18 protein-coding genes and 1 pseudogene are annotated in these 25,319 nt (G+C 37.6%); all 19 read left to right on the top strand.

The features are described 5' to 3' along the window. Window position 1 precedes the first annotated feature (1 nt). The 19 genes and pseudogenes from CBF35_RS13140 (at window position 2) to CBF35_RS13050 (ending at window position 25,172) form a co-directional block, all read left to right on the top strand. Window positions 2-262 (top strand): EutN/CcmL family microcompartment protein, encoded by a 261-nt coding sequence (locus CBF35_RS13140; RefSeq protein WP_126781972.1) that lies wholly within the window; start codon window positions 2-4, stop codon window positions 260-262. Window positions 263-305: 43 nt separating this feature from the next. Then, window positions 306-1,391, top strand: a complete 1,086-nt coding sequence (eutH, locus tag CBF35_RS13135) for an ethanolamine utilization protein EutH (protein ID WP_126781970.1) — start codon at window positions 306-308, stop codon at window positions 1,389-1,391. 547 nt (window positions 1,392-1,938) lie between these two features. Next, entirely contained in the window at window positions 1,939-3,852 is a 1,914-nt protein-coding gene (locus CBF35_RS13130) for a P-loop NTPase family protein (protein ID WP_126781968.1), read from the top strand. Window positions 3,853-3,956: 104 nt separating this feature from the next. Beyond that, complete coding sequence (locus CBF35_RS13125) at window positions 3,957-5,267, top strand: SNIPE associated domain-containing protein (RefSeq protein ID WP_126781966.1); 1,311 nt, start codon at window positions 3,957-3,959, stop codon at window positions 5,265-5,267. A 326-nt stretch (window positions 5,268-5,593) separates the two neighbouring features. Next, complete coding sequence (gene rpsB, locus CBF35_RS13120; RefSeq protein WP_126781964.1) at window positions 5,594-6,379, top strand: 30S ribosomal protein S2; 786 nt, start codon at window positions 5,594-5,596, stop codon at window positions 6,377-6,379. A gap of 126 nt (window positions 6,380-6,505) precedes the next feature. After that, complete coding sequence (tsf, locus tag CBF35_RS13115) at window positions 6,506-7,384, top strand: translation elongation factor Ts (protein WP_126781962.1); 879 nt, start codon at window positions 6,506-6,508, stop codon at window positions 7,382-7,384. A gap of 141 nt (window positions 7,385-7,525) precedes the next feature. After that, window positions 7,526-8,248, top strand: a complete 723-nt coding sequence (pyrH, locus tag CBF35_RS13110; RefSeq protein ID WP_126781960.1) for a UMP kinase — start codon at window positions 7,526-7,528, stop codon at window positions 8,246-8,248. Window positions 8,249-8,250: 2 nt separating this feature from the next. Further along, on the top strand, window positions 8,251-8,808 hold the full coding sequence (frr, locus tag CBF35_RS13105; RefSeq protein ID WP_126781958.1) for a ribosome recycling factor: 558 nt from the start codon (window positions 8,251-8,253) through the stop codon (window positions 8,806-8,808). A 212-nt stretch (window positions 8,809-9,020) separates the two neighbouring features. After that, window positions 9,021-9,839, top strand: a complete 819-nt coding sequence (locus CBF35_RS13100) for an undecaprenyl pyrophosphate synthase (protein WP_126781956.1) — start codon at window positions 9,021-9,023, stop codon at window positions 9,837-9,839. 6 nt (window positions 9,840-9,845) lie between these two features. Then, window positions 9,846-10,652 (top strand): phosphatidate cytidylyltransferase, encoded by an 807-nt coding sequence (locus CBF35_RS13095; RefSeq protein WP_126781954.1) that lies wholly within the window; start codon window positions 9,846-9,848, stop codon window positions 10,650-10,652. A gap of 57 nt (window positions 10,653-10,709) precedes the next feature. After that, window positions 10,710-11,870, top strand: a complete 1,161-nt coding sequence (dxr, locus tag CBF35_RS13090; RefSeq protein WP_126781952.1) for a 1-deoxy-D-xylulose-5-phosphate reductoisomerase — start codon at window positions 10,710-10,712, stop codon at window positions 11,868-11,870. Continuing rightward, entirely contained in the window at window positions 11,867-13,153 is a 1,287-nt protein-coding gene (gene rseP / locus CBF35_RS13085; protein WP_126781949.1) for an RIP metalloprotease RseP, read from the top strand. Before dxr ends, rseP begins: the two co-directional genes overlap by 4 nt. A 46-nt stretch (window positions 13,154-13,199) precedes the next feature. Further along, window positions 13,200-14,915 (top strand): proline--tRNA ligase, encoded by a 1,716-nt coding sequence (locus CBF35_RS13080; RefSeq protein WP_126781947.1) that lies wholly within the window; start codon window positions 13,200-13,202, stop codon window positions 14,913-14,915. 190 nt (window positions 14,916-15,105) lie between these two features. Beyond that, window positions 15,106-19,443 (top strand): PolC-type DNA polymerase III, encoded by a 4,338-nt coding sequence (locus tag CBF35_RS13075; RefSeq protein WP_126781945.1) that lies wholly within the window; start codon window positions 15,106-15,108, stop codon window positions 19,441-19,443. 256 nt (window positions 19,444-19,699) lie between these two features. Continuing rightward, window positions 19,700-20,934: pseudogene (arcA, locus tag CBF35_RS13070) on the top strand (arginine deiminase). 24 nt (window positions 20,935-20,958) lie between these two features. Beyond that, window positions 20,959-21,972: an ornithine carbamoyltransferase gene (gene argF / locus CBF35_RS13065; protein ID WP_126781942.1), complete on the top strand. Its 1,014-nt coding sequence runs from the start codon at window positions 20,959-20,961 to the stop codon at window positions 21,970-21,972. Window positions 21,973-22,011: 39 nt separating this feature from the next. Beyond that, a complete protein-coding gene (gene arcD, locus CBF35_RS13060) occupies window positions 22,012-23,448 on the top strand; it encodes an arginine-ornithine antiporter (protein WP_126781940.1) in 1,437 nt (478 codons plus the stop codon). 24 nt (window positions 23,449-23,472) lie between these two features. Continuing rightward, the gene (gene arcC / locus CBF35_RS13055; RefSeq protein ID WP_126781938.1) at window positions 23,473-24,417 is read left to right on the top strand and encodes a carbamate kinase; all 945 of its coding nucleotides are present in this window, start codon (window positions 23,473-23,475) and stop codon (window positions 24,415-24,417) included. A 53-nt stretch (window positions 24,418-24,470) separates the two neighbouring features. Beyond that, window positions 24,471-25,172, top strand: coding sequence for a Crp/Fnr family transcriptional regulator (locus tag CBF35_RS13050; protein ID WP_126781936.1), 702 nt, complete (start codon window positions 24,471-24,473; stop codon window positions 25,170-25,172). Window positions 25,173-25,319: the final 147 nt, after the last annotated feature.

The raw sequence follows: 25,319 nt of genomic DNA, 5'->3' as shown, positions 1-25,319 counted from the left end.
GATGTTAGTTGGAAAAGTAGTCGATAAGCTCTGGGCAACTCGCAAACACGATCAGCTCCATAGTTTAAAGTTTTTATTAGTTGACATTGAAAGTAGTGAGGGAAGAACTGGAACACAAAGGTTAGTTGCTGTAGATAATATTGGAGCAGGCCTAGGTGACCGTGTCTTAGTCACAGTCGGTAACAGTGCGAGAGTTGGTTTAGCTAAAGGGAATGTTCCGATTGATGCCTTGATTGTCGGCATTATCGATCTGGAAAGTTAAGTAAAAAAGCTGTAATGAACAAGTTAAAAATGGAGGTAATGAAATGAACATTAACGAATTAGTGATGTATGGCATTGTCCTAATGTTAATTGTTGGTGGCATTGATTATGCATTAGGCGGACCTTTGAAACTCGGCAGTCAGTTTGAAGCAGGATTAATGGCCATGGGTGCCTTAGCCTTATCGATGGTGGGAATTATTACTCTAGCCCCGATTTTAGCAATTATTTTAGAACCAGTCATCGTTCCCATCTATACAATGTTAAATGCTGATCCAGCGATGTTTGCCACAACGATTTTAGCCAATGATATGGGTGGGTTTCCTTTAGCGATGGAAATGAGTTTAACGCCAGAAGCTGGTCTTTTTGCCGGGACGATTCTCGGAGCGATGATGGGACCGACGATTGTTTTTACGATTCCTGTGGCTTTAGGCATTATTGATAAAAGTGACCAACCTTATTTAGCTAAAGGGATTCTTTCAGGGATGATTACGATTCCTTTAGGAACATTTGTCGGTGGTGTAGTGGCAGGCTTTGATTTAACTATGATTTTGACGAACTTAATTCCGATTGTCTTAGTTTCTGTCTTAATTATGTTAGGCTTATGGTTTATTCCTAATCAGATGATTAAAGGCTTTACTATCTTTGGTAAAGGTGTCGTCGTAGTGGCAATATTTGGCTTGATTGTGGGAGCCTTAGAACTACTAGTCGGGATTACCTTAATTCCTGGCACAACCCCAGTAACGGAAGGGCTAGAAATTGTCGGAGAAATTGCCTTAACCTTATCAGGCGCCTTTGTCTTAGTTGAGCTAATTACTCGCGTAGCCAAAAAACCTTTGTTAAGTCTTGGTAAAATTTTAGGTATTAACGAAATTGCTGCCGCGGGACTCGTCGCGACACTAGCTAATAGTATTCCGATGTTTCAAATGCTGAAAAAAATGGACGAACGTGGGAAGATTATTAACATTGCCTTCGCCGTTTCGGCAGCCTTTGTCTTAGGTGATCACTTAGGCTTTACCGCTGGGGTTGCCAGAGAGATGATTGTCCCGATGATCGCTGGTAAGTTAGTCGGTGGGATTACTGCTGTCTGGGTGGCGATTTTAATTACCCGGAAGATTGATCGGAAGGTTTAGGATTGATAATATAAGAAGTTGTTAAGGTAGAAGGCGGATTTATTCGTCTTCTTTTTTGCGTTGTAGTGTACCTAATAGATGAATCGCAATAGGCGGTAACAAAGGCAGTTTCGGATAAATTGAGTGGAAAAGATAATAGACACCCATAATTAAAAGAGTTGTTAAACTATATCGGAGAAAGTGATATAATAGTTGTGACTAGGATGGGCTGTATAGTACTCAATGACGATGAAGTCACTTATATCATGAATCTGATATAGGGAGAAATTAGATACTAGAGGTTCCTGATCGGGATTTTTAAAGTGATATATAGGACGACAGTTTTAAATAATCTAATTATTGAATTGTTTAAAGATACAGCTGAAAATGAGCCTAAGCAGATGTTTGATAAGCAAATAAAAGGTGTTTAGGCTAACAAGAAAAAGGGAAAGGATAAGGGACGAACCTTTGGCTTGTAGTGCTAGCTCAGTAGATAAGCAAAAGCGTGTAATCTATGGGAAAGTACGTGAGATGTTATAAAAAAAAAGAGATGAGGTCAATGGCATAAATGAATAAGGTTTATACAGATTTATCTAAGATGTTTTCAAATTATGGAAACAAACTAAAAAAAATATTTGTGACCTGTGTTGCCATAGTTTTGGTAACAGAAATTACTATTTTTAAAAAAGTAATTATCAATATTTTAAGTTTCATAGAAGAACAAAAATTATTATTTGGCTTTTCAATAAGAAAATATACATTTATTTATACTGTGAGCAGAAGTATTTCGATCATTATTATTTTTTTTTGTATTGTGATTTTTGTATTACACTATTTATTCAGACCTTGGTTTGAAAAGTTAGCAAAAGTAAATCCAGTAACTTCTTTTGAGAAAAGTCTTTCAAATTATTTAATGGATACAACTGGAAAATTTTCTAACAAAGGCTATTTAATTTCTGGAGAATGGGGAAGTGGGAAAACATACCTTATCGAAGATTTTTTTGATAAACATTTCAGATTCAATAAGCGCCCAATTTACAAAATATCTTGTTTTGGACTAGACTCTAGGGAGCTAGTTTTAAAAGAGATAGAAACACAAATTGAAGTAAATGATAATTCTGTATTTAATTGGGTTCAGTATATACCGGTGGTGGGATTACCAATTTTTGGCATTTTAAAAAAAACATATAATTTACAAAATATATCATCTGACTCGATTTTTATTTTTGATGATTTTGAAAGAATAACACCATCAGGGATAGTTACATCGTTGGATGGAAAAAACTATTACGATAGAAAGAAGATTACTAAAGGGATTAAAGGGCTTTCATCTGAGCCTGAGCTTAAAAACGTAGATGATGAATTTAAAAAAATACAAGACACTTTTATTAAAATACTATCACAAAGAAATAATGAAATTATAAATTTTAATTTACAAAAATATAATATTGTAACAGGACTTATAAATGAATTAATAGAAAATAATAATGTAAAGGTAATAATAATTTGTAACACAGATATAATAGGAAATAACTATATGGATAAGGTTTTTCGTGGAAAACTTGATTGTATAACTTATCGTAAAAATGCAGATAAGAAATCACTAATTCACATTTTTAATAAAAGTTTAGAAAATCAGATATATGAGAATAACGATACGAAAATAAAACTTCTAGATATAATGAATACTATTATTAACGACTTTGAGTCTATCTGGTTTTCAGAAGGAACGAATAATCTTAGAGAGGCAAAATCAATATTTCAAGCATTTCTTGATACTGTCAATGAGGTTGAAGGATATTTTAAAATAAATTTAGAAAACATGCTGTCTTTATTTTACAGTATCTACGTTATTTCGATTTCTAAGTCAGAATCTAATGTTGATAAATATCAACATTTTCCAATCGGAGGACACTTGCTTTTTCATTTAGAGCTTTATGGTAAAGATAAAGAAGCGGAAGCGATAAAAAAAAGTAAGTATGTTAATGAGTTAAAATGGTTAGGAATTTCGTTATCAGGATATTGGTTACTTAATATGTCAAATCCAGAGAATATAAAAAAAATAAGTAGAAGTTATTTCGACTATCCTTTTGTTTTATTGGAATGTCAACTAACGGATTTTGAGAATAGTAGGTTAGATTTTGAACAGTTATATTTTGCGCATATTTTATATATAATAAAAAAAGAAGCTCATATTAGTTTGAAAAAACGGTCAGAGAAGTTAAACTTGGTAATTGATCAATGTGTATCGGACTTAGTAAAAATATTGTCTGAATCGGACAATTTAATGAATGATGCAAAATTGTTTTTACTTTCTCTTGATGAATCACTGGGTGGAGCGTTTTATTTAGATTTTTATAGTAAATGGATAGAGCTTATTTATGAGACTACAAAAATTAAATACATCGAAAATAAAGAAGGCTCGCTTGTTTTGAAACAATATAATGAGTATGCAGGAGAACTCCATGAGAGTAGCGATTAATTTTTTTGCTCAATATAATTTTAAATGTATTAAGAGATTTTTTTTAAGATAACTTTAAATTAATATGTATTTTTACTCGAATTTCAGTGAAGAGGAGAATTTTGATGGGGATATTTGATTTTTTGAAAGTAAATGATTATAAAAGAGAGATTGAATTACTAAAATATGATTTAGATGAACTAAGAAAAAAAGAAATGACAATAGAACAAATGACGGTGTTGGAATTACAGGAAAAAATTTTAAATCAAGAAAAAGATTTAAAACAAATTAAAGAAGATTTTAAAAATCATGAAAGTAAGTCACGACAAATTACTAATGATATTAGTACGGAACAAGAAAAGTTAAACAATCTGAGAAGACAGTTTATAGTAGCGGAAGACGATCTTTTAATGGAGTCATTTGGATTATATCTACCAAAGTATAATTTTGCTAGTTCATTAGGATATAAAGATAAATTAGCTCAAGTTCGTTCTCACCAAAAGCAGATGATAAAGGACAAAAGTGCAGTGAACTATTTTGAAAATTGGACTGTAGATGGGAGTAAAGCAAAAGGTAAAAAAATGACAAATGATAATGTAAAACAAATTCTTAGGTCATTTAATAACGAATGTGAAGCTTCGATAAACAAAATCAAATATAATAATATACAATCAGTTGAAAATAGAATTAATAAATCTTTTGAACAGTTAAACAAATTGAATCACTCAAATCGACTCTCACTGACGAACCAATTTTTAACTTTAAAATTAGAAGAATTGTATTTAGCTTACGAATATGAACGAAAAAAACAAGATGAAAAAGAAGAATTGAGAGAGCAACGCGAACGTGAAAGAGAAGAAAAAGCTTTGCAGAAGGAAATTCAGAGCAAGAAGAAATTAATTGACAAGGACATAAAGCATTATCAAAATTTAATCGTTGATTTACAACTAAAATTAGAAACAGCAACTTCCGACGAAGAAAAGCAATCAATTGAAAATCAAATTATCGATTTAGGTGTTAAAGTACAAGAACGTGAAGATGAAAAAGAAGAGCTAGATTATCGAACAGCACATGCATTGGCTGGTTATGTATATGTGATTAGCAATATTGGCGCTTTTGGTAAGGAGGTTGTTAAGATTGGTGTCACACGACGTATAGATCCTTTAGAACGCATTAGTGAATTGAGTAGTGCTTCTGTTCCGTTCAAATTTGATGTCCATGCGTTAATATTTAGTTATGATGCATATAAACTGGAGTCAGAATTACATCGATATTTTGATTCATATCGAATTAATAAAGTTAACAGTAGAAAAGAGTTTTTTAAGGTGCCAATTGATAAGGTCCAAAAGAAACTGGATGAGTATGGAGAACTAACAATTGATTTTAGAGCTGATGTCGATGCTGAGGAATATCGTGAATCGCTTGCGGTGAAGTGATTTTTCTACACGAAAAAGGGATTATTTTCCTCATAACCATTATCACTACTAAATCACTAGCAAGAGTATTTATATTAACTTATCAAATGGGGGTGTCATGGAATAATCTGCTGAACCTTATTAAAACGAATCTTCCACACACAAACTCCCAAAATACTCTTGCATTTCCCTCCCCCCTATTGTATACTGTTAAAGGTTATGCGAATCGTATAACTACAAAACCACATCTCAAAGGATGCGTGGAGCGGTGCTTTAGGCAACTAAAGTTCTTCATACAGTTGAATTTGAGAGAGGAAAATAAAAAACCAATTGGAGGAAACAAAATCATGGCAGTAATCTCAATGAAACAGCTATTAGAAGCTGGTGTACATTTCGGACACCAAACTCGTCGCTGGAACCCAAAAATGAAGAAATACATCTTTACAGAAAGAAACGGAATCTACATCATCGACCTACAAAAAACTGTACGTCTAGTAGATGACGCTTATAACTACATGAAGAACATCGCTGAAGACGGCGGAGTTGCTTTATTCGTAGGTACTAAAAAACAAGCTCAAGAAGCTATTAAAGATGAAGCTATCCGCGCTGGTCAATACTACGTAAACCACCGTTGGTTAGGTGGAACTTTAACTAACTGGGATACTATCCAAAAACGTATCCGTCGTTTGAAAGACATCACTAAAATGGAAGAAGACGGTATCTTTGAAGTACTTCCTAAAAAAGAAGTAGCTGGTTTAAACAAAGAACGCGAACGTCTTGAAAAATTCTTAGGCGGTATCGCTGATATGCCAAGAATTCCAGATGTAATCTTCATCGTGGATCCTCGTAAAGAGCGTATTGCAGTCCAAGAAGCACACAAATTAAATATTCCAATCGTAGCTATGGTTGATACTAACTGTGATCCAGATGAGATCGACGTTGTTATCCCATCAAACGATGATGCTATTCGTGCCGTTAAATTAATTGCTGGCAAAATGGCTGATGCTTTCATCGAAGGCCGTCAAGGTGAAGATGAAGTCGTTGAAGAAACATTTGTTAAAGAAGAAGCTGTTGCAGAAGAAGCAACTTCAATCGAAGAAATCGTTGAAGTCGTTGAAGGCAAAAACGCTTAATTAACATTAAAAACTGAAACTGTCTCAAAGGCTATTGATCCGTTGGCGAAAATAAGTAGCCCAGATTTCCTTTGGGGCAGTTTTTTCTAAAAAAATCGAACAATTATAATTGGAGGAATATAGATTATGTCAAAAATTACTGCTGCTATGGTAAAAGAATTACGTGACGCAACAGGCGTTGGTATGATGGATGCTAAAAGAGCTTTAGTTGAAGTTGAAGGTGTAATGGAGAAAGCTGTTGAGTACTTAAGAGAAAATGGTATGGCGAAAGCTGCTAAAAAAGGCGACCGTGTTGCTGCTGAAGGTTTAGCTAACGTTCATATCGATGGCAACTTTGCTGCTATCGTTGAAATTAACTCTGAAACAGATTTCGTTTCTAAAAATGAAATGTTCCAAGAATTAGTTAAAAAAGTTGCTAAAGCAATTGTTGATAACAAACCAGCGACAATGGAAGAAGCACTTGCAATCAAAACAGACAACGAAACTCTTGAAAAAGACATTCTTGAAGCTAACACTGTTATTGGTGAAAAAATAAGCTTCCGCCGTTTTGAATTAGTTGAAAAAACTGACGCTCAAGCTTTCGGTTCATACTTACACATGGGTGGCCGTATTGCTGTTTTAACTCTTTTAGACGGTACAACTGACGAAGAAACTGCTAAAGACGTTGCGATGCACGTTGCAGCAATCAACCCTCGTTACATCACTAAAGATGAAGTACCAGCTGAAGAATTAGAAAAAGAAAAAGAAATCTTAACAGAGCAAGCTTTAAATGAAGGCAAACCTGCTAACATCGTTGAAAAAATGGTTGTTGGACGTATGCAAAAATTCTTAGCTGAAATCTGTTTAGTTGACCAACCTTTCGTTAAAGACCCAGACATGACAGTTGCTAAATTTGTTGCTGCTAAAAACGCAACAGTTAAGTCATTTGTCCGTTTTGAAGTTGGCGAAGGCATGGAGAAAAAATCAGAAAACTTTGCTGAAGAAGTAGCAAACCAAATGAAATAAATAACTGTCTTCCGAGACAGTGGGAACGCAATTTTTTGTGGATTGCGCTCCCTTTTTTTAGGCAATTTTAAGGTAAAAGCAACTGATAAGCATGGGAAACTATGCTAAAATATAAGTAGTACCATAATGGAGGGAAAATTGATGTCTAAACCAAAATACAAACGCGTTATTTTGAAAGTCAGTGGAGAAGCTTTAGCCGGCAATGAAGGCTTTGGTATTAAACCACCTGTTATCGAAGAAATCGGTAAAGAAATCAAAGAAGTTCATGAATTAGGTGTGGAAATTGCCATCGTTGTTGGCGGTGGGAACATTTGGCGTGGCAACATTGGCGCTGAAATGGGAATGGAACGTGCCCAAGCCGATTACATGGGAATGTTAGCAACTGTCATGAATGCCTTAGCCCTGCAAGATACGTTAGAAAATTTAAATGTACCGACACGAGTTCAAACGTCGATTGATATGCGTCAAATCGCTGAACCATATATTCGCCGCAAAGCTGTTCGTCACTTAGAAAAAGGACGCGTAGTTATTTTTGCAGCTGGAACAGGGAACCCATACTTTTCAACTGATACGACAGCCGCTTTAAGAGCTGCTGAAATTGGTGCTGACGTTATTTTAATGGCGAAAAACAATGTTGACGGAGTCTATTCATCTGATCCAAAACACAATGCTGATGCCACTAAATTTGATGAATTAACACATTTAGATGTTATTTCTAAAGGCTTACAAGTTATGGATACTACCGCAAGTTCACTAAGTATGGATAACGATATTCCACTAGTTGTGTTTAATTTAAACCAAACTGGCAATATCAAACGTGTCTGTCTTGGTGAAAATATCGGAACTACAGTTAGGGGGAAATAAGAATGGTCAAAGAAGTATTAGATTCAGCCAAAGATAAAATGATTAAAGCAGAAGAAGGGTTACAACGTGAGTTAGGACAACTCCGTGCCGGCCGTGCCAATGCCAGCCTTTTAGACCGCATTCAAGTAATTTATTACGGTGCTCCAACACCATTGAATGCTTTAGCGTCTATTACAATCCCAGAAGCTCGGGTTTTAATGATTACACCTTTTGATAAAGGCTCAATTCAAGACATTGAAAAAGCTATTTCGCAAAGTGAAATCGGTATTACACCAGCTAATGATGGAACTGTGATTCGTTTAGTCATTCCACAATTAACCGAAGATCGTCGTAAAGAACTCGCTAAAGAAGTCGGCAAATATGCTGAAAGTGCGAAAGTTGTCGTCCGTAATATCCGTCGTGATGCCATTGATGAATTGAAAAAAATGGAAAAAGCGAAAGATATTTCTGAAGATGAATTACACAAATTAGAAAAAGACGTTCAAGCTTTAACAGATAATAGTACTAAGTCAATTGACAAAATTACTGTTGCTAAAGAAGAAGAATTGTTAGAAGTTTAAGCATGTCAAAAAGAGCCTAAAGAGGCTCTTTTTTTTGTAGTAAAAGCTAAGAAAAAGGACTTGTCTTCCAGATAACTGGCCCAAAAGCAAATTAATCTTAAGAATAACTTTAACTTCCCTGAATTTTTATGAGAATATACGCTTTTTATAGGCTTTTAGGCAAGTTTTTGCTACAATGGTTAAGATAGATTAAGAGTAAAGGGAGGCACATGATGTTTCGTTTATTTCCTCAAAAAGATAAATATACTCAAGATGAAAGCCAATGGAGCTTTGAAGCAACTGGTGAAATTCCAGGCCATGTGGCAGTCATAATGGATGGAAACGGTCGTTGGGCCCAAAACCGTCGCTTACCGCGAGTGGCAGGACATCAAGAAGGTATGAATAATGTTAAAAAAATCACGAAAAAAGCCAGCCGTTTAGGAGTCAAAGTTTTAACTTTGTATGCTTTTTCAACTGAAAATTGGAAACGACCGACAAGTGAAGTTGATTTCTTAATGCAGTTGCCAGTTGAGTTTTTTGAAACCTTTGTACCTGAGCTAATTGCTGAAAATGTCAAAGTAGCAGTGATTGGTTATATTGATGATTTGCCAGAGCATACTAAAAAAGCAGTCTTAGAGGCGGTTGAACAAACGAAAGCCAACACTGGCATGATTTTGAACTTTGCTTTGAACTATGGTAGTCGAGCTGAAATTTTAACAGCAGTCAATCAATTAGTAACTGAAGCTAAAGCTGGCGAACTGGCTGAAACGCCAATTACCGAAGAGCTTTTTTCTAATTATTTAATGACGGCAACTTTAGGAGAAGAACTCCAAAACCCAGATTTATTAATTAGAACAAGTGGCGAAGAACGAATTAGTAATTTTTTATTGTGGCAAATTGCTTACAGTGAGCTATTTTTCACACCGGCTCTTTGGCCAGATTTTGATGAAGATCATTTAGAACAAGCCCTTGCTTCTTATCAACACCGTAACCGTCGTTTTGGCGGCCTAGTTGAAGAAGTTAAGATTGAACCAACAATAGAAGGAGATTAAAGAAAAATGAGACAACGAGTTATTACCGCAGTAGTTGCTTTGGCACTATTTATTCCGGTTATTATTTATGGAGGTATTATCATCCAATTAACAGCAGCTGCCTTAGCAGTCGTTGGAGTTTATGAATTATTCCGCATGAAAGGTTTAAAATTAGTTAGTATTGAAGGCTTATTAGCAGCCGTTGGGGCTGTCGTGTTAGTCTTACCAATGAAAGAATGGTTTTTCTTTTTACCAGCTAAGTCTGATACATACGCCTTATTTTATGTCGTAGTTATGATCGTCTTAGCATTATCAGTTTTTTCAAAGAACACTTATACTCTTGACGAGGCTGCTTTTCCAGTCTTAGTTAGTTTATATGTCGGCATGGGCTTTAAGAGCTTCTTATTAGCCCGAGGAACAACCTCAGATTTAACGGTTTTAATGTACGCTTTATTAGTTGTCTGGACGACAGATATTGGGGCTTACATGATTGGCCGTAAATTAGGTCAACGAAAACTAGCACCAGCGATTTCACCAAATAAAACCATTGAAGGCTCATTAGGTGGGATTGTCTGTGCTGTAGTCTTTGCCGGTATTTTCTTTATCTTTTTCCCGACAATGGCAACATTTGGTTATAAAACTTGGGTCATGTTATTATTTACCGTCATTTTCTCAATGGTTGGTCAAATGGGAGATTTAGTCGAATCTGCCTATAAACGTCATTACGGTGTCAAAGACTCTGGCACAATTTTGCCAGGGCACGGTGGTATCTTAGATCGTTTCGACAGCTTGCTGTTTGTCTTTCCGGTGATGCATTTATTAGGCATCTTTTAAAACCTCTCAGACTAACTACTTAGCATCAAAAAGATTCAACAGTTGGGAGGGACAGCTATGAAAAAGATTACGTTACTAGGTGCAACTGGCTCGATAGGGAGCAATACGTTAGCTGTTGTGGCTGCTTACCCAGATAAATTTAAAGTTGTCGCCCTATCTTTTTACGACAATCTAAGCAAAGGTCGGCAAATCATAAAAGACGTGAAACCACTCTATGTGGCAGTTAAATCAGCAAAGGAAGCGTTGATTTTTAGTCGGGAGTTTCCAGAAATTACTTTCGGTTATGGCGTAAAAGGGCTAATTGAAGCGAGTACCTTATCAGAAACTGAGATAGTTGTAACAGCCCTTGTTGGCAGTGTTGGTTTAGAGCCGACTTTAGCTGGGATTGAAGCGGGTAAAGACATCGCTTTGGCGAATAAAGAAACCCTCGTCATGGGTGGAGAATTAGTCATGGCAGCTGTGGCTCGTCATAAAGTCCAGTTATTACCGGTTGATAGTGAACACTCTGCTATTTTTCACTGTCTCGAAGGGCAACGACGGGAGAACGTCGACAGTTTATTGATTACTGCTTCAGGTGGTAGTTTTCGGGATTTAAGTCGGGAAGAGCTGAAACATGTCACAGTTAAAGCCGCTTTGCAACACCCCAATTGGTCAATGGGAGCGAAAATCACGATTGATTCAGCGACGATGATGAACAAAGGGTTGGAAGTTATTGAAGCAAGATGGCTGTTTGACATGAATTATGATAAAATAAAAGTTGTTTTACATCGAGAAAGTTTGGTTCATTCCTTAGTCCAGTTCAAAGATGGTAGCTACTTAGCTCAATTAGGTCCTAATGATATGCGGGGCGCTATTCAAGGGGCCTTAACTTACCCTGATCGGATTGCTATTAAAAAGCCACAAGGGTTTGATTTAGGGAAAATAGGTCAGTTGACTTTTAGTGAGATGGATTACCAGCGCTACCCATTAATGGCTTTGGCTTATGAAGTTGGGGCAGCCGGGGGAACGTTGCCAACTGTATACAATGGAGCCAATGAAGTGGCAGTTGCCAGCTTTCTTCAAGGACAGATTGGTTATTTAGAAATTGAAACCTACGTTCAACAAGCAGTTCAAGACATCCCATCGGAAAAGGTCACAAGCTTAGAGCAGCTAAATGCTGTCGATCAAAAAGTACGTGACTATGTACTAGGGATGATTAAAAAAGGAGAGTGCAAATGAAAACTATTTTAACTTTTATTTTTGTTTTTTGTGTGATCGTGATTGTTCACGAATTAGGGCACTTTCTGTTTGCAAAATGGTCAGGGATCTTAGTGAGAGAATTTTCGATTGGGATGGGGCCAAAATTATTTGCTCATCAAGGAAAAGCTGGTACAACTTATACGATCCGCATGCTGCCAATTGGCGGATATGTCCGGATGGCCGGCTTAGGTGAAGAGGAAGTTGAAATCAATCCAGGCCAACCTTTGTCTTTAGAATTAGACGAAAACCAAATCGTTAAACGGATCAACACTAGTAGTAAAGTTCAGTTAGCCAATAGTATCCCAATTGAAGTGACAGCCTTTGATTTAGAAAAGGACTTGTTTATTAAAGGCAATATTTATGGTGATGAGCGGAAAGAAGTGACTTACCAAGTCGATCATGATGCAACAATCATTGAAAGTGACGGCACTGAAGTTCGGATTGCGCCCTTAGACGTCCAGTTCCAATCGGCGAAACTATACAAGCGGATGCTGACAAACTTTGCCGGTCCAATGTTCAACTTTTTGTTAACATTTGTCATTTTTATCGTCATCTTGTTTGCTCAAGGGGGAAATCGGACGGCGGATCCTAGTAGCACCATTGGCAGTTTAGTCCCTGACAGCGTAGCTGAGAAAGCTGGGATTCTACCAGGCGATCGGGTATTAGAAGTTAACGGTCAAGAAATTGCCACATTTGAGGCATTAACTAAAAAAATTCAAAGTTCGGCAGACCAAGAACTAAAGTTGTTAGTTCAACGTGGAGATAAAACTGAAACGATTACGTTAACACCAGAAACGCAAAAGACCGATGATGGTAAAACACAAGTTGTTTTAGGGATTTATTCTAGCTATAAGTTAGAGAAATTGTCTTTTAGCGGTAAGTTAAAAGCAGCGGTAAGCCAAACAATCACTAGTGCTATGACGATTTTTGTCGCTTTAAAAGGCTTGTTAACAGGCTTTAGTTTAAACAAACTAGGTGGACCAGTCATGATTTTCCAAGTGTCTTCCCAAGTTGCGCAACAAGGCTTTATGGTTGTTTTAGGCTTTATGGCAACTTTAAGTGTCAACTTAGGAATTATGAATTTATTACCGATTCCTGCTTTAGATGGCGGTAAGTTATTACTGAACTTAGTCGAAGGGGTTAGAAGAAAACCTTTAAGTCCAGAAAGTGAAGGGAAAATCACGATTTTTGGTTTCGCTTTTATGATGATTTTAATGGTTTTAGTTACTTGGAATGATATTATGCGTTTTTTCTTTAGATAATTAAATAGATAGAAAAAGTTAGGGTTTGAAAAGGAGATTTTTATAAATGAAACAGTCAAAAATGTTAATACCAACTTTGCGTGAAGTACCAACTGACGCAGAAGTTATCAGTCATCAAATGTTATTAAGAGGAGGCTATATTCGCCAAGTTTCAAGTGGTGTCTACAGCTACTTACCTTTAGCAGTAAGAGTGTTAGAAAAAATCAAACAAATCATGCGTGAAGAGTTTGAAGCGATTAATGCGAGTGAAATGCTAATGCCAGCTTTAATTCCCGCAGAACTATGGGAAAAATCTGGTCGTTACGATACTTACGGTCCATTATTAATGAAATTAAAAGACCGTCATGGCCGTAACTACTTATTAGGCCCAACTCATGAAGAAACCTTTACTGAGTTAATCAAAAATGAAATAACTAGTTACAAACGTTTGCCTTTTTCACTTTACCAAATTCAAACGAAGTACCGTGATGAAAAACGTCCTCGCTTTGGCTTATTACGTGGCCGTGAGTTTATTATGAAAGATGGTTATTCTTTCCACGCAACAGAAGAAAGTTTAGACGAAGGTTACCGTGAATATGAAAAAGCCTATAACCGTATTTTTGAAAGATGTGGCTTAGAATTCCGTGGCATCATCGGTGACGGTGGCGCAATGGGTGGCAGTGATTCGAAAGAATTTATGGCGATTTCTGAAAAAGGTGAGGATACTATTTGTTACTCATCAACGGGAGATTATGCGGCTAACTTAGAAATGGCAACTAGTTTCTACACACCAAATAATTCTCATGCTACGGTTTTAGAGTTAGAAAAAATTGCGACACCAGCAGTTGAAACGATTGAAGAAGTGTCTGATTTCTTAAACGTATCAGCAAAAGAAATTATTAAGTCAGTTTTATTTATGGCCGATGAAGAGCCAGTACTAGTTTTAGTCCGTGGCGATCATGAAGTCAATGATGTTAAATTGAAAAATTATTTAAATGCTGATTTCTTAGAGCCAGCAACACCAGAAGAAGCTGCTAAGTACTTTGGAGCTGAATTTGGTTCAATCGGACCAGTGAACTTACCAGAAGAAGTTAAATTATATGCTGATTTATACGTGGAAGACATGGAAAATGCTGTAGTTGGTGCGAATGAAACGGGTGCTCACTTAATTAATGCTAACCCAGGTCGTGACTTTACGGCTTTAGCTTATGAAGATTTCCGTTTCGTCCAAGAAGGGGATTTAGCTCCTGATGGCGAAGGGGTTCTGAAATTTACTAAAGGGATCGAAATCGGTCATATCTTTAAATTAGGCACACGTTACAGTGAGTCAATGGGCGCAACTGTTTTAGACGAAAACGGACGTGATATTCCAGTTATTATGGGTTGTTACGGCATCGGCGTCAGCCGTTTAGTTTCAGCGATTGTTGAACAATACGCAGATGAATCAGGCATGAAATGGCCAAAAGGAATTGCGCCATTTGACTTACACATCGTACCAATTAACGTTAAAGATGAATACCAAATGAAATTAGCCCAAGAAATTGAAGAAGGTATGGTTAATGCCGGTTACCAAGTCTTAATTGACGACCGTAAAGAACGTGCCGGTGTTAAATTTACTGATGCGGATCTGATTGGTTTACCAATTCGGATTACTATTGGTAAAAAAGCTGTTGATGGAATTGTTGAAGTGAAAATTCGTCAAACAGGTGAAACTTTAGAAGTGCGTAAAGAAGAGTTAGCTAGCACTTTGAGTATTTTATTAAATCCTGAAGCAACTGAATAAGTCTGATTGGAAAAAGTAGGCGCGAAAGCGTATAATGAAGCTATGACAGACAAATAACTAGCTGGACAAGTCCCATCTAATAATAAAGTCACTATCGGCAGATTAACGTCTGCCAGTCATTTTATTGTTAGAGGAAAACTTGTTCAGCTTTTCTACATAGCCGTTTGTAAAGAAATAAGGAGGGAATCGTGTGTCGTTGAATCCAGTAGAACTTTTTCAAAAATTAATGGATCAAATGCAGTTAGATGATTCTGTAAAAGCTGAACCTTTGTTAAAACAAGGGCAAGTCAGTAAAGTTGTTGTCCATAAGCAAAGCCGTCTATGGGAATTTCATTTAGAATTTCCAGAAATATTGCCTTTTAATTTATATCACTTAATAGGCACACGGTTAGTAACTGCTTTTGAAGCCATTGCAAGAATTAAATTGTATGTGACTGTGCCAGAAGCTAAGTTTACTGATCGTGAACTCCAAGATTATTGGGCTTTAGCAGTTGAAAATGCCCAATGTAATAAAGCGATTGTCAATGGTGCTTTAAAAGATCAATTGCCTCATATCGATGGGGATCGGATTGCTTTATTAGTTGATAATGAAGGGATCATCGAGTATTTAAGACAACAGTACTTACCTGCAGTGGAAGTCGCTTACCAAGAATTTGGCTTTCCCCGTTTTAGAATCGAGCCCTTAGTTAATGAACAAAAAGCCGCTGCGAACCAAGAAGCCTTCGCTTTGCGCCAACAAGAACAACAAGCTCGGATGATGGAAGAAGCAGCCGTAGCGATGGAAAAAAATGAACAATTAAAAGAGAAGAAGAAAAATGATCCAGTTGCCCTAGAAGGGCCTGTTCAAATGGGTCGTCAAATTAATAACGATGAACCGGTAATGCCGATGAGTGCGATTCTTGATGAGGAACGGAGTGTCATTATTGAAGGCTTTATCTTTGATGTGGATGTTCGGGACTTACGTTCAGGTCGACAAATTTTAGTCGTCAAATTAACAGATTACACTTCATCGTTTGCTTTTAAAAAGTTCTCTAATGGCCCTCAAGACGAAGCGGTCTTCGCAGCAATTAAAGCGGGCATGTGGCTGAAAGTTCGAGGAAGTGTCCAAGAAGATACTTTCATGAAAGACTTAGTCATGAATGCTCGGGACTTTATGGAAGTTAAAAAGGCTGGTCGGAAAGATACTGCCCCAGCTGATCAAAAACGAGTGGAATTACATTTACACACGAATATGAGTACGATGGATGGCATTAGTAGTGCCACTGATTTAGTTACTCAAGCGGCTAAATGGGGGATGCCAGCTGTGGCAATTACCGATCACGCAGGGGCTCAAAGTTTCCCTGACGCTCACAGTGCTGGTAAAAAACATGGCATTAAAATCCATTACGGGATTGAAGCCAACATCGTTGATGATGGCGTACCAATTGCTTACAACCCACGGCACATTGAATTAACTGATGCCACATATGTGGTTTTTGACGTGGAGACTACCGGACTTTCGGCGGTTTACGATTCAATTATTGAATTAGCTGCCGTTAAGATGCATAAAGGGAATGTGATTGAACAGTTTGAAGAATTTATTAATCCCGGTCATCCCCTTTCCCAAACAACAATTAATTTAACAGGGATTACTGATGATATGGTTCGAAATTCCAAGTCTGAAGAAGAGGTTTTGAGACGCTTTCGAGATTTTTGTGGGGAAGATATTTTAGTTGCCCACAATGCCAGTTTTGATATGGGCTTCTTGAACACTAGTTATGGTAAGTATGAGATACCCGAAGCACCTAACTCAGTCATTGATACCTTAGAGATGTCCCGCTTCTTACATCCAGAATGGAAGAGCCATCGTTTAAATACGATCGCTAAAAAATACGGCGTTAACTTAGAACAACATCACCGAGCGGTTTATGATTCTGAAACAACAGGTCACTTATGTTGGATTTTCGTTAAAAAGGCCCAAGAAGAGCATGACATTCACTACCACGATGAGTTAAACGAACATGTAGGGGAAGGGGACTCTTACAAACGGGCCCGACCTTTCCACGCCACGATTATGGCAACGACCCAAGCCGGTTTAAAAAATCTCTTTAAGTTAATTTCAATGTCCAACATTGATTTTTATTATCGTGTGCCACGAATTCCCCGTTCCCAACTGAGTAAATTACGGGAAGGCTTAATCATTGGTTCCGCCTGTAATAACGGTGAAATCTTTGAAGCGATGATGCAAAAAGGCTTAGAAGAAGCCAAAAATCGGGCAGCTTTCTATGACTACATTGAAATTATGCCGAAACCAGTTTATGCCCATTTAATTGAGCAAGAGCTTGTAAAAAGCGAAGCCGCTTTAGAAGAAATTATTGGCAACTTAGTTAAAATTGGCGATGACTTAAACAAACCTGTCGTTGCTACTGGGAATGTCCATTACATTAATAAAAATGATGCCATTTACCGGAAGATTTTAGTTAACTCAATGGGTGGAGCCAATCCGTTAAATCGTCACTCTTTACCAGATGTCCACTTTAGAACGACAAATGAAATGTTAGATGAGTTTGCCTTTCTTGGCAAAGACTTAGCTAAAAAAGTTGTTGTCGATAACAGTCAGTTAGTTTCTTCTTGGTTTGATGAAATTAGTCCAGTTAAAACGGAACTATACACGCCGAAGATTGAAGGGGCGGAACAAGAGATTACCGACTTAAGTTACAACGAAGCGAAACGCTTATACGGTGACCCCTTACCGGAGATTGTTGAAAAACGTTTGAAAAAAGAATTAGATAGTATTATTGGCAATGGTTTCTCAGTAATTTACTTAATCTCCCAAAAACTCGTTCATAAGAGTTTAGAAAATGGTTACTTAGTTGGTTCCCGGGGTTCCGTTGGTTCCAGCTTTGCAGCGACGATGACTGGGATTACTGAAGTTAATCCTTTAGCCCCTCATTATCGTTGTCCAGTCTGTCAATATTCAGAGTTCTTTGAAGATGGTTCCGTCGGTTCAGGTTATGATTTACCGGAAAAAGCGTGTCCAAAATGTGAGGCGCGTTTGTTTAAAGACGGTCATGACATTCCCTTTGAAACGTTCTTAGGGTTCCACGGGGATAAAGTTCCCGATATTGATTTAAACTTCTCTGGTGATTATCAAGCGAAAGCCCATGATTATACGAAAGACTTGTTTGGAGAAGAGTACGTGTATAAAGCGGGAACGATTGGAACGGTAGCTGATAAAACAGCTTACGGCTTCGTTAAAGGCTACGAACGTGACAACAATATGAACTTACGTAATGCCGAAATTGACCGCTTAGCGAAAGGCTCAACTGGAGTTAAGCGATCAACTGGTCAACACCCAGGGGGAATTATTGTTATTCCCGATTATATGGATGTTTATGACTTTACACCGATCCAATACCCAGCAGATGATCAAAATGCTGATTGGAAGACGACTCACTTTGATTTCCACTCAATTCATGATAACGTCTTAAAATTAGATATTTTAGGTCATGATGATCCGACAGTTATTAGAATGTTGCAAGATTTATCAGGGATTGATCCAAAAACTATTCCAACGGATGATCCAGAAGTTATGCGGATCTTCTCTGGTCCACAAGTTTTAGGAGTGGAACCAGATCAAATTCATTCTAAGACTGGTTCCTTTGGGATTCCTGAGTTCGGTACGAAGTTCGTCCGAGGAATGTTAGAACAAACCCATCCAACGACCTTTGCAGAATTAGTTCAAATTTCCGGACTGTCACATGGGACTGACGTTTGGTTAGGCAATGCCGAAGAATTAATTCGTAAAGGCAAACAAACCTTAGCAGAAGTAATTGGTTGTCGTGATGACATTATGGTTTATTTAATTCATAACGGCTTAGAAGATGGCTTAGCCTTTAACATTATGGAAAGTGTCCGTAAAGGTAAAGGGATTCCTGATGATTGGCAAGTCGAGATGCGAGCCGCTGGAATTGCTGAATGGTACATTGATTCTTGTCTAAAAATCAAGTACATGTTCCCGAAAGCCCATGCCACCGCTTACGTGTTAATGGCCTTGCGGGTAGCCTACTTTAAAGTTTACTATCCGATTCTTTATTACGCCGCTTACTTCTCCGTTCGGGCCGATGATTTTGACTTAGTGGCAATGGCACAAGGGAAAGATGCTGTTAAAGCGCGGATGAAAGAAATTATGGATAAAGGGATGGAGTCTTCAGCTAAAGAGAAAAACTTACTGACAGTCCTTGAACTATGTAATGAAATGATTGAACGTGGGTATAACTTTAGTATGATTGATCTTTATAAGTCCGATGCAGAAAACTTTGTGATTGAGGGTAATACGTTAATTGCCCCATTTAGAGCAGTCCCAAGTTTAGGGCAAAACGTGGCGAAACAAATTATTATCGCTCGGGAAGAAAGAGAATTTCTTTCAAAAGAAGATGTGGCAACACGAGGCAAAGTCTCAAAAACTTTGATTGAATATATGACGGAAAACGGTGTTTTAGATGGTTTACCAGATGAAAACCAATTGTCATTATTCGACATGTTGTAAGATGTTTGTGAGAAAATAGCGACAGAGAGGTGTGACGAGAGTCATGCCTCTTTTTTTTGCCGAAAAGTGTGAATAAAAATAACTAAAAATTGATTAACTTTCGTTCGACAAATAATTAAAAAGAGAAATCAGTATAATTATACGATTTTTATTTATAATGAGAGAAACTTTTCTTTTCAAAAGAGAAGTTTTTCAAATAAAAGTTTTAATTTAGTCGGTATGATAGAGGAAAGTAAAAGATTTTAAGGGGGACGTTATGAAAAAAATTGTGACAGTTAACTCGGAAATCGGCAAACTCAAGACCGTTTTGTTAAAACGACCAGGCAGAGAAGTTGAAAACATTATTCCAGAATTTATGGAACGATTGTTATTTGATGATATCCCATATTTGCCAGTCATTCAGACAGAACACGACACTTTTGCAACAGTCCTACAGGAAAATGGCACGGAAGTTCTCTATCTAGAGGAACTAGTTTTAGAAGCCTTGAAAAGTAACCAAGGAATCTTGAGTTTTGTCCAAGAGATGTTAAGTTTGGCCCAGCTCAGTTCGACTAACTTACGAGAGGCGTTGACAGAGTATTTATTAAGTTTAAGTTTGGAAGAAACTATCGAAAAGCTGATGTCTGGCATTCGCAAGGAAGAACTGAACTTAGGCAAGTTACAATTAGCAGATTACAGTCAGTCAAAGGATTATCCCTTCTTGTTAGACCCCTTACCTAATTTATACTTTACTCGGGACCCAGGGGCAGTCATCGGTGACGGCGTAGTAGTTAATCGCATGACCTTTACGGCGCGACGACGAGAAAGTCTCTTTATCAAACTAGTGATGACCGCACATCCAGTTTTTTTGATATCTTAGTGTACGACCAGATTAACAGTCAATCTTTAATCGAAGGTGGTGATATTTTAATTTTAAATGAAAAAGTTATCGCTGTGGGAATTTCCCAACGAACCTCAGCTCAAGGGGTAGAAGCTTTAGCTAAAAAGTTATTTGCCAAGAAAGAAGGGGTGGAGAAAATCATTGCTATCAAAATTCCTAACCAACGAGCAATGATGCACTTAGATACTGTCTTTACGATGGTTGATGTAGATAAGTTTACGATTCATCCAGATATTTTATCTCAGAACGGGGAGATTGATTGTTATTTACTCGAACCAACTATTGAAGCCCCAGGAGTTAAAATTACTTCTGAACGTGATTTACAACAGTTATTAAAAAGGGTCTTAGGCTTGAGTGAGCTCGTTCTCGTTCCTTGTGGCGGTGGTGATCCTATTGCTGGTCCCCGGGAACAGTGGAACGATGGCTCAAATACTTTAGCAATTGCCCCAGGGATAGTGATTACTTATGATCGGAATTATGTTACTAATAACCTTTTACGGAGTGTCGGTGTTAAAGTTTTGGAAATCCCTTCAGGAGAACTTTCCCGAGGACGTGGCGGTCCCCGCTGTATGAGTATGCCTTTACACCGTGAGCCAATGTCTGTCACTTAAGGAGCAAGTTAAAGGAGTGAAATGATGAATCAACATTTTCAAGGAAGAAGTTTTTTAGCGGAAAAAGATTTTAGTAAGGCAGAATTAGAATATTTGATCGATTTCTCAGCCCATTTAAAAGAGTTAAAAAAAGCGGGGCTACCCCACCAGTATTTAAAAGGTAAAAATATCGTCCTACTTTTTGAAAAGGCTTCCACTAGAACCCGAGCAGCTTTTACGACAGCAGCGATTGATTTAGGGGCCCATCCTGAATACTTAGGTAAAAATGACATTCAACTTGGTAAAAAAGAATCAGTCAAAGACACGGCAAAAGTCTTAGGGAGCATGTTTGATGGGATTGAATTTCGAGGATTTAGCCAAGGCCATGCGGAAGAATTAGCTAGTTATGCCGGCGTACCAGTTTGGAACGGTTTAACTGATGATTGGCACCCGACTCAAATGCTAGCTGATTATTTAACGATTAAAGAAAACTTCGGCTATTTAGAAGGGATTAACTTAGTTTACCTTGGGGATGGTCGGAATAACGTGGCCAGTAGTTTATTAGTGACTGGGGCAATCTTAGGGGTTAATGTTAGTATTTGTGCGCCAGCCGCCCTTCAACCAACTGGGGAAATCCGTGAGTTAGCAGAGAGTTTTGCTAAAGAATCCGGTAGTCAAGTGACAATCTCAGCCGACATCGAACCAACTGTTAACGGGGCAGATGTGTTATACACTGATGTTTGGTTTTCCATGGGGGAAGAAGACAAGATAAATGACCGGCTTACTTTACTTCAAGACTACCAAATCAATCGCCAAATGGTTAATTTGACGAATAACCCTCAAGTCATTGTGCTACATTGTCTACCAGCCTTTCATAATACTGAAACGGCTTATGGCCAGGAAATCAAAGAGAAATATGGGTTGTCAGAGATGGAAATAAGTGATGATATTTTTAATAGTCATTTTGGTCGTCAATTTCAACAAGCTGAAAATCGCATGCACTCAATTAAAAGTGTGATGGCAGCAACATTAGGTCACTTATTTATTCCCGAGCTTTAACAATTAGTCACATTAGAACCTTGTTAAGGAGGTCAAGAAATGGCAGAGAAGGGAACCACTCAAAAAAAATTAGGCTTAGTCTCATTAGTAGCTCTTGTTGTTGGCTCAATTATTGGCGGCGGTATTTTTAACTTAATGAGTGACATGGCACAAGAAGCTTCCCTTGGAAGTGTGATTGTCGGTTGGCTTATTACTGGATTAGGTATGGGAATGTTAGCATTTTGTTTTCAAAATTTATTAGCAAAACGACCGGATTTAGATGCGGGAATTTATAGTTACGCCCAAGCTGGCTTTGGGAAGTTTGTGGGCTTCAATGCAGTGTGGGGGTATTGGTTGTCAGCCTTATTAGGGAATGTAGCTTATGGCACCTTGTTGTTTAGCTCTGTTGGTTATTTTTTTCCAGTCTTTGGGGAAGGTCAAAACTTAGCTTCGGTCATCGGTGCATCGATCATGTTATGGCTAGTCCATTGTTTGATTTTAAAAGGGGTTGAAACAGCTTCTTATATTAATATCATTGTCACGATTGGTAAGCTAGTGCCTCTGTTTATTTTTTTAGTCAGCTTATTATTAGCTTTTAAACTGAATATTTTTACAGCGGACGTTTGGGGCACCCTTTCTGGTAATTTTGAATTTAGTAGTTTATTAGAGCAAGTCAAAGGAACGATGTTAGTAACGGTTTGGGTTTTTATTGGGATTGAGGGAGCCGTTGTTTTTTCAGGTCGAGCGAAAAATAAAAAAGATGTGGGGAAAGCAACGATTCTCGGCTTAGTGACAGTTATTAGCATCTATTTATTAATTACTATCTTATCTATGGGGGTAATGTTAAGAAGTGATTTAGCAGAACTACCCCAACCAGCCATGGCTTATCTACTAGAAGAAGTCGTTGGTAAATGGGGGGCGGTAGTTATTAATATAGGGGTCATCATCTCAGTTTTAGGAGCCTGGTTAGCTTGGACGATGTTTGCAGCAGAACTGCCTTATCAAGCAGCGAAACAAGGGGCGTTTCCAGCTTTTTTCAAAAAGGAAAATCAGCAAGGGGCCCCTGTTAATTCCTTGTTCTTTACAAATGGTTTAATCCAATTGTTTTTGTTTAGTTTTTTAATTAATGACAGTGCCTACCGCTTAGCCTTTTCTTTGGCCTCATCGGCGATCTTAATTCCCTACGCCTTTACAGGGTTTTACCAATTAAAATATTCATTAGCTGAAGATGACCATAGTCGCCAAAAAAACATTTTGTTAGGAGCCTTAACTAGCCTTTACGGTCTCTGGTTGATTTATGCTGGAGGCATGGATTACTTTTTATTAACGATGCTGCTTTATGGACCAGGGATTATTTTATTTGCTTGGGTTCAAAAGGAAAATCGTCAGCGATTGTTTACAAAAGGCGAAGCTGTAAGTGCCTTCGGAATTATTTTATTGTTTATCTTTTGTATTTATCAAATGATAATCGGTAAATTAGACGTAACTATTTTATAAGGGAAGAAAAAGGAGGGCAAGTCGATGAATCATCAGAAAATCCTGATTGCCTTAGGTGGCAATGGTATTTTAAAAGGGGACCCGAGTGCTGAGGGCCAAAATCAAGTCGTTCAAGAGACTGTGAAGCAATTAATTCCCTTGATAAAGGCTGGTTTTCAACTAGTCATTACTCACGGGAATGGTCCCCAAGTTGGGAACTTACATCTCCAACAACTAGCTAGGCCTAGTCAAGAGAACCCGGCTTTACCGATAGACAGTTGTGTAGCCATGACTCAAGGGAGTATCGGTTACTGGTTACAAAGAAATTTAACGAGGGAGCTCATCAAGGAAGGCTTGCCACTTAAAGCTCTAACATCTTTAACTCAAGTCCTTGTGGCAGCCACTGATCCAGCATTTCAAAAGCCAACAAAACCGATTGGTCCGTTTATCTCAAAAGAAGAAGCTTTAAAAGAGATGGCGAAAGAAAAAGTAGTCTTTAAAGAACAACCTAACAAAGGCTGGCGCCGAGTAGTCCCTTCGCCACAGCCTCTAGAAATAATTGAAGGGCCAGTCATTCGTCAATTGATGAACCAAGAAGTTGTTCCAATCGTTTTAGGTGGTGGTGGCATTCCAGTTATTAATAGTGCAGAAGGCTTAGAAGGGGTTGAGGCGGTCATTGATAAAGACTTGTCTTCTCAAAAGTTAGCTTCCGACTTAGCTGTTGATCGCTTAGTCATATTAACGAATGTCAGCCATGTTTACTTAAATTACTTACAAGAAAATCAGCAGCAACTAGGAAAAGTCACGCTGTCAGAGTTAGTAAAGTATCAGGCAGAGGGGCATTTTGCTAGTGGGAGCATGGAACCGAAAGTAGCAGCTGTTATTAATTTCTTGCAAGAAAATCCTCAAGGCCAAGGAATAATTACTTCCTTGGATAATCTTCAGCCAGCCCTTAAAGGTGAAAGTGGAACGTTGATTTCAAGTAATTAGGCCTTTAGTCAAGGGGTGTATTAGCCTGAAAGTGAAAGTAGGTGCATGGCTAAGTGGATAAAAGACAACTTGAGATTGAAAAGAAAAACGCTTTGTTAAGTCATGACTTGTTTAAATTATTAACGGCAGAGGAGCTTAATGTTTTAATCGCCCATGCTTACATTCGTACTTACAATAAAGGTCAGGTTTTATTTGATGAAGGAGATAAAAGAGAAAAGATGTACTTCTTACTAAGTGGGGGAATTCGGATTGAACGTTTTGATTTCGAAGGAAGTTACAATTACTTTAATTACTTAAAAGGACCAGAGTTATTTCCTTTAAGTGGCATTTTCGTAAATGAAAGTTATCATTACAGGGCGATTGCCTTGTCGGAAATAGAGTTACTTTATTTCCCTATGGCTTTGTTTGAGGAAATTCTTCGCAATAACCCTCAATCGGTTTTGACATTATTAAAAAAACTGTCAGAGTTATTGATGGAACATGAGAAACGGTTAAAGAGTAGTTTAACTTCAAGTGGGAACTTACGAGTTAAACAAACTCTAGAGATGTTAATGACTAAGTTAGGTGAACCTCTTAATTCCCAAGAAATTGCCTTACCTTATCCTTTAACAATAAAAGAAATTGCTTATTTAAGTGGTACGAGTCGAGAAACTGCAGGGAAAATTTTAAAAGAGTTGAAAGCTAAAAAAAAGATCACGTATCAGTATAAAAAATTTGTGATTCTTGATCCTAGCTATTTTCAAAAAGTAAATTAAAAAGGCGGCAGTTCCAGTGGTAAAGTGTACCCCATGTCAAGGACATAATAAAAAAAGTGGTATGAATTGTGTAAAGATGATTCCCAAAATTTGGGGATCATCTTTTTTATACTTTGAATGTTTCGTAATATTTTTGAGGTGTCAGTC

The sequence above is a fragment of the Vagococcus salmoninarum genome (assembly GCF_003987495.1).
Taxonomy (GTDB): Bacteria; Bacillota; Bacilli; order Lactobacillales; family Vagococcaceae; genus Vagococcus_D; species Vagococcus_D salmoninarum.
Note: the sequence above shows the minus strand (reverse complement) of the source record. Positions and strands in the feature narration are given on the sequence as shown.

Excerpts from the sequence above, each read along its gene's own strand:
- dxr (WP_126781952.1), top strand. The coding sequence starts at position 10,710 with ATGAAAAAGATTACGTTACTAGGTGCAACTGGCTCGATAGGGAGCAAT.
- CBF35_RS13080 (WP_126781947.1), top strand. The coding sequence starts at position 13,200 with ATGAAACAGTCAAAAATGTTAATACCAACTTTGCGTGAAGTACCAACT.
- tsf (WP_126781962.1), top strand. The coding sequence starts at position 6,506 with ATGTCAAAAATTACTGCTGCTATGGTAAAAGAATTACGTGACGCAACA.
- arcC (WP_126781938.1), top strand. The coding sequence starts at position 23,473 with ATGAATCATCAGAAAATCCTGATTGCCTTAGGTGGCAATGGTATTTTA.
- CBF35_RS13140 (WP_126781972.1), top strand. The coding sequence starts at position 2 with ATGTTAGTTGGAAAAGTAGTCGATAAGCTCTGGGCAACTCGCAAACAC.
- eutH (WP_126781970.1), top strand. The coding sequence starts at position 306 with ATGAACATTAACGAATTAGTGATGTATGGCATTGTCCTAATGTTAATT.
- rpsB (WP_126781964.1), top strand. The coding sequence starts at position 5,594 with ATGGCAGTAATCTCAATGAAACAGCTATTAGAAGCTGGTGTACATTTC.
- frr (WP_126781958.1), top strand. The coding sequence starts at position 8,251 with ATGGTCAAAGAAGTATTAGATTCAGCCAAAGATAAAATGATTAAAGCA.
- pyrH (WP_126781960.1), top strand. The coding sequence starts at position 7,526 with ATGTCTAAACCAAAATACAAACGCGTTATTTTGAAAGTCAGTGGAGAA.
- CBF35_RS13125 (WP_126781966.1), top strand. The coding sequence starts at position 3,957 with ATGGGGATATTTGATTTTTTGAAAGTAAATGATTATAAAAGAGAGATT.
- rseP (WP_126781949.1), top strand. The coding sequence starts at position 11,867 with ATGAAAACTATTTTAACTTTTATTTTTGTTTTTTGTGTGATCGTGATT.
- CBF35_RS13130 (WP_126781968.1), top strand. The coding sequence starts at position 1,939 with ATGAATAAGGTTTATACAGATTTATCTAAGATGTTTTCAAATTATGGA.
- CBF35_RS13095 (WP_126781954.1), top strand. The coding sequence starts at position 9,846 with ATGAGACAACGAGTTATTACCGCAGTAGTTGCTTTGGCACTATTTATT.
- arcD (WP_126781940.1), top strand. The coding sequence starts at position 22,012 with ATGGCAGAGAAGGGAACCACTCAAAAAAAATTAGGCTTAGTCTCATTA.
- CBF35_RS13100 (WP_126781956.1), top strand. The coding sequence starts at position 9,021 with ATGTTTCGTTTATTTCCTCAAAAAGATAAATATACTCAAGATGAAAGC.
- argF (WP_126781942.1), top strand. The coding sequence starts at position 20,959 with ATGAATCAACATTTTCAAGGAAGAAGTTTTTTAGCGGAAAAAGATTTT.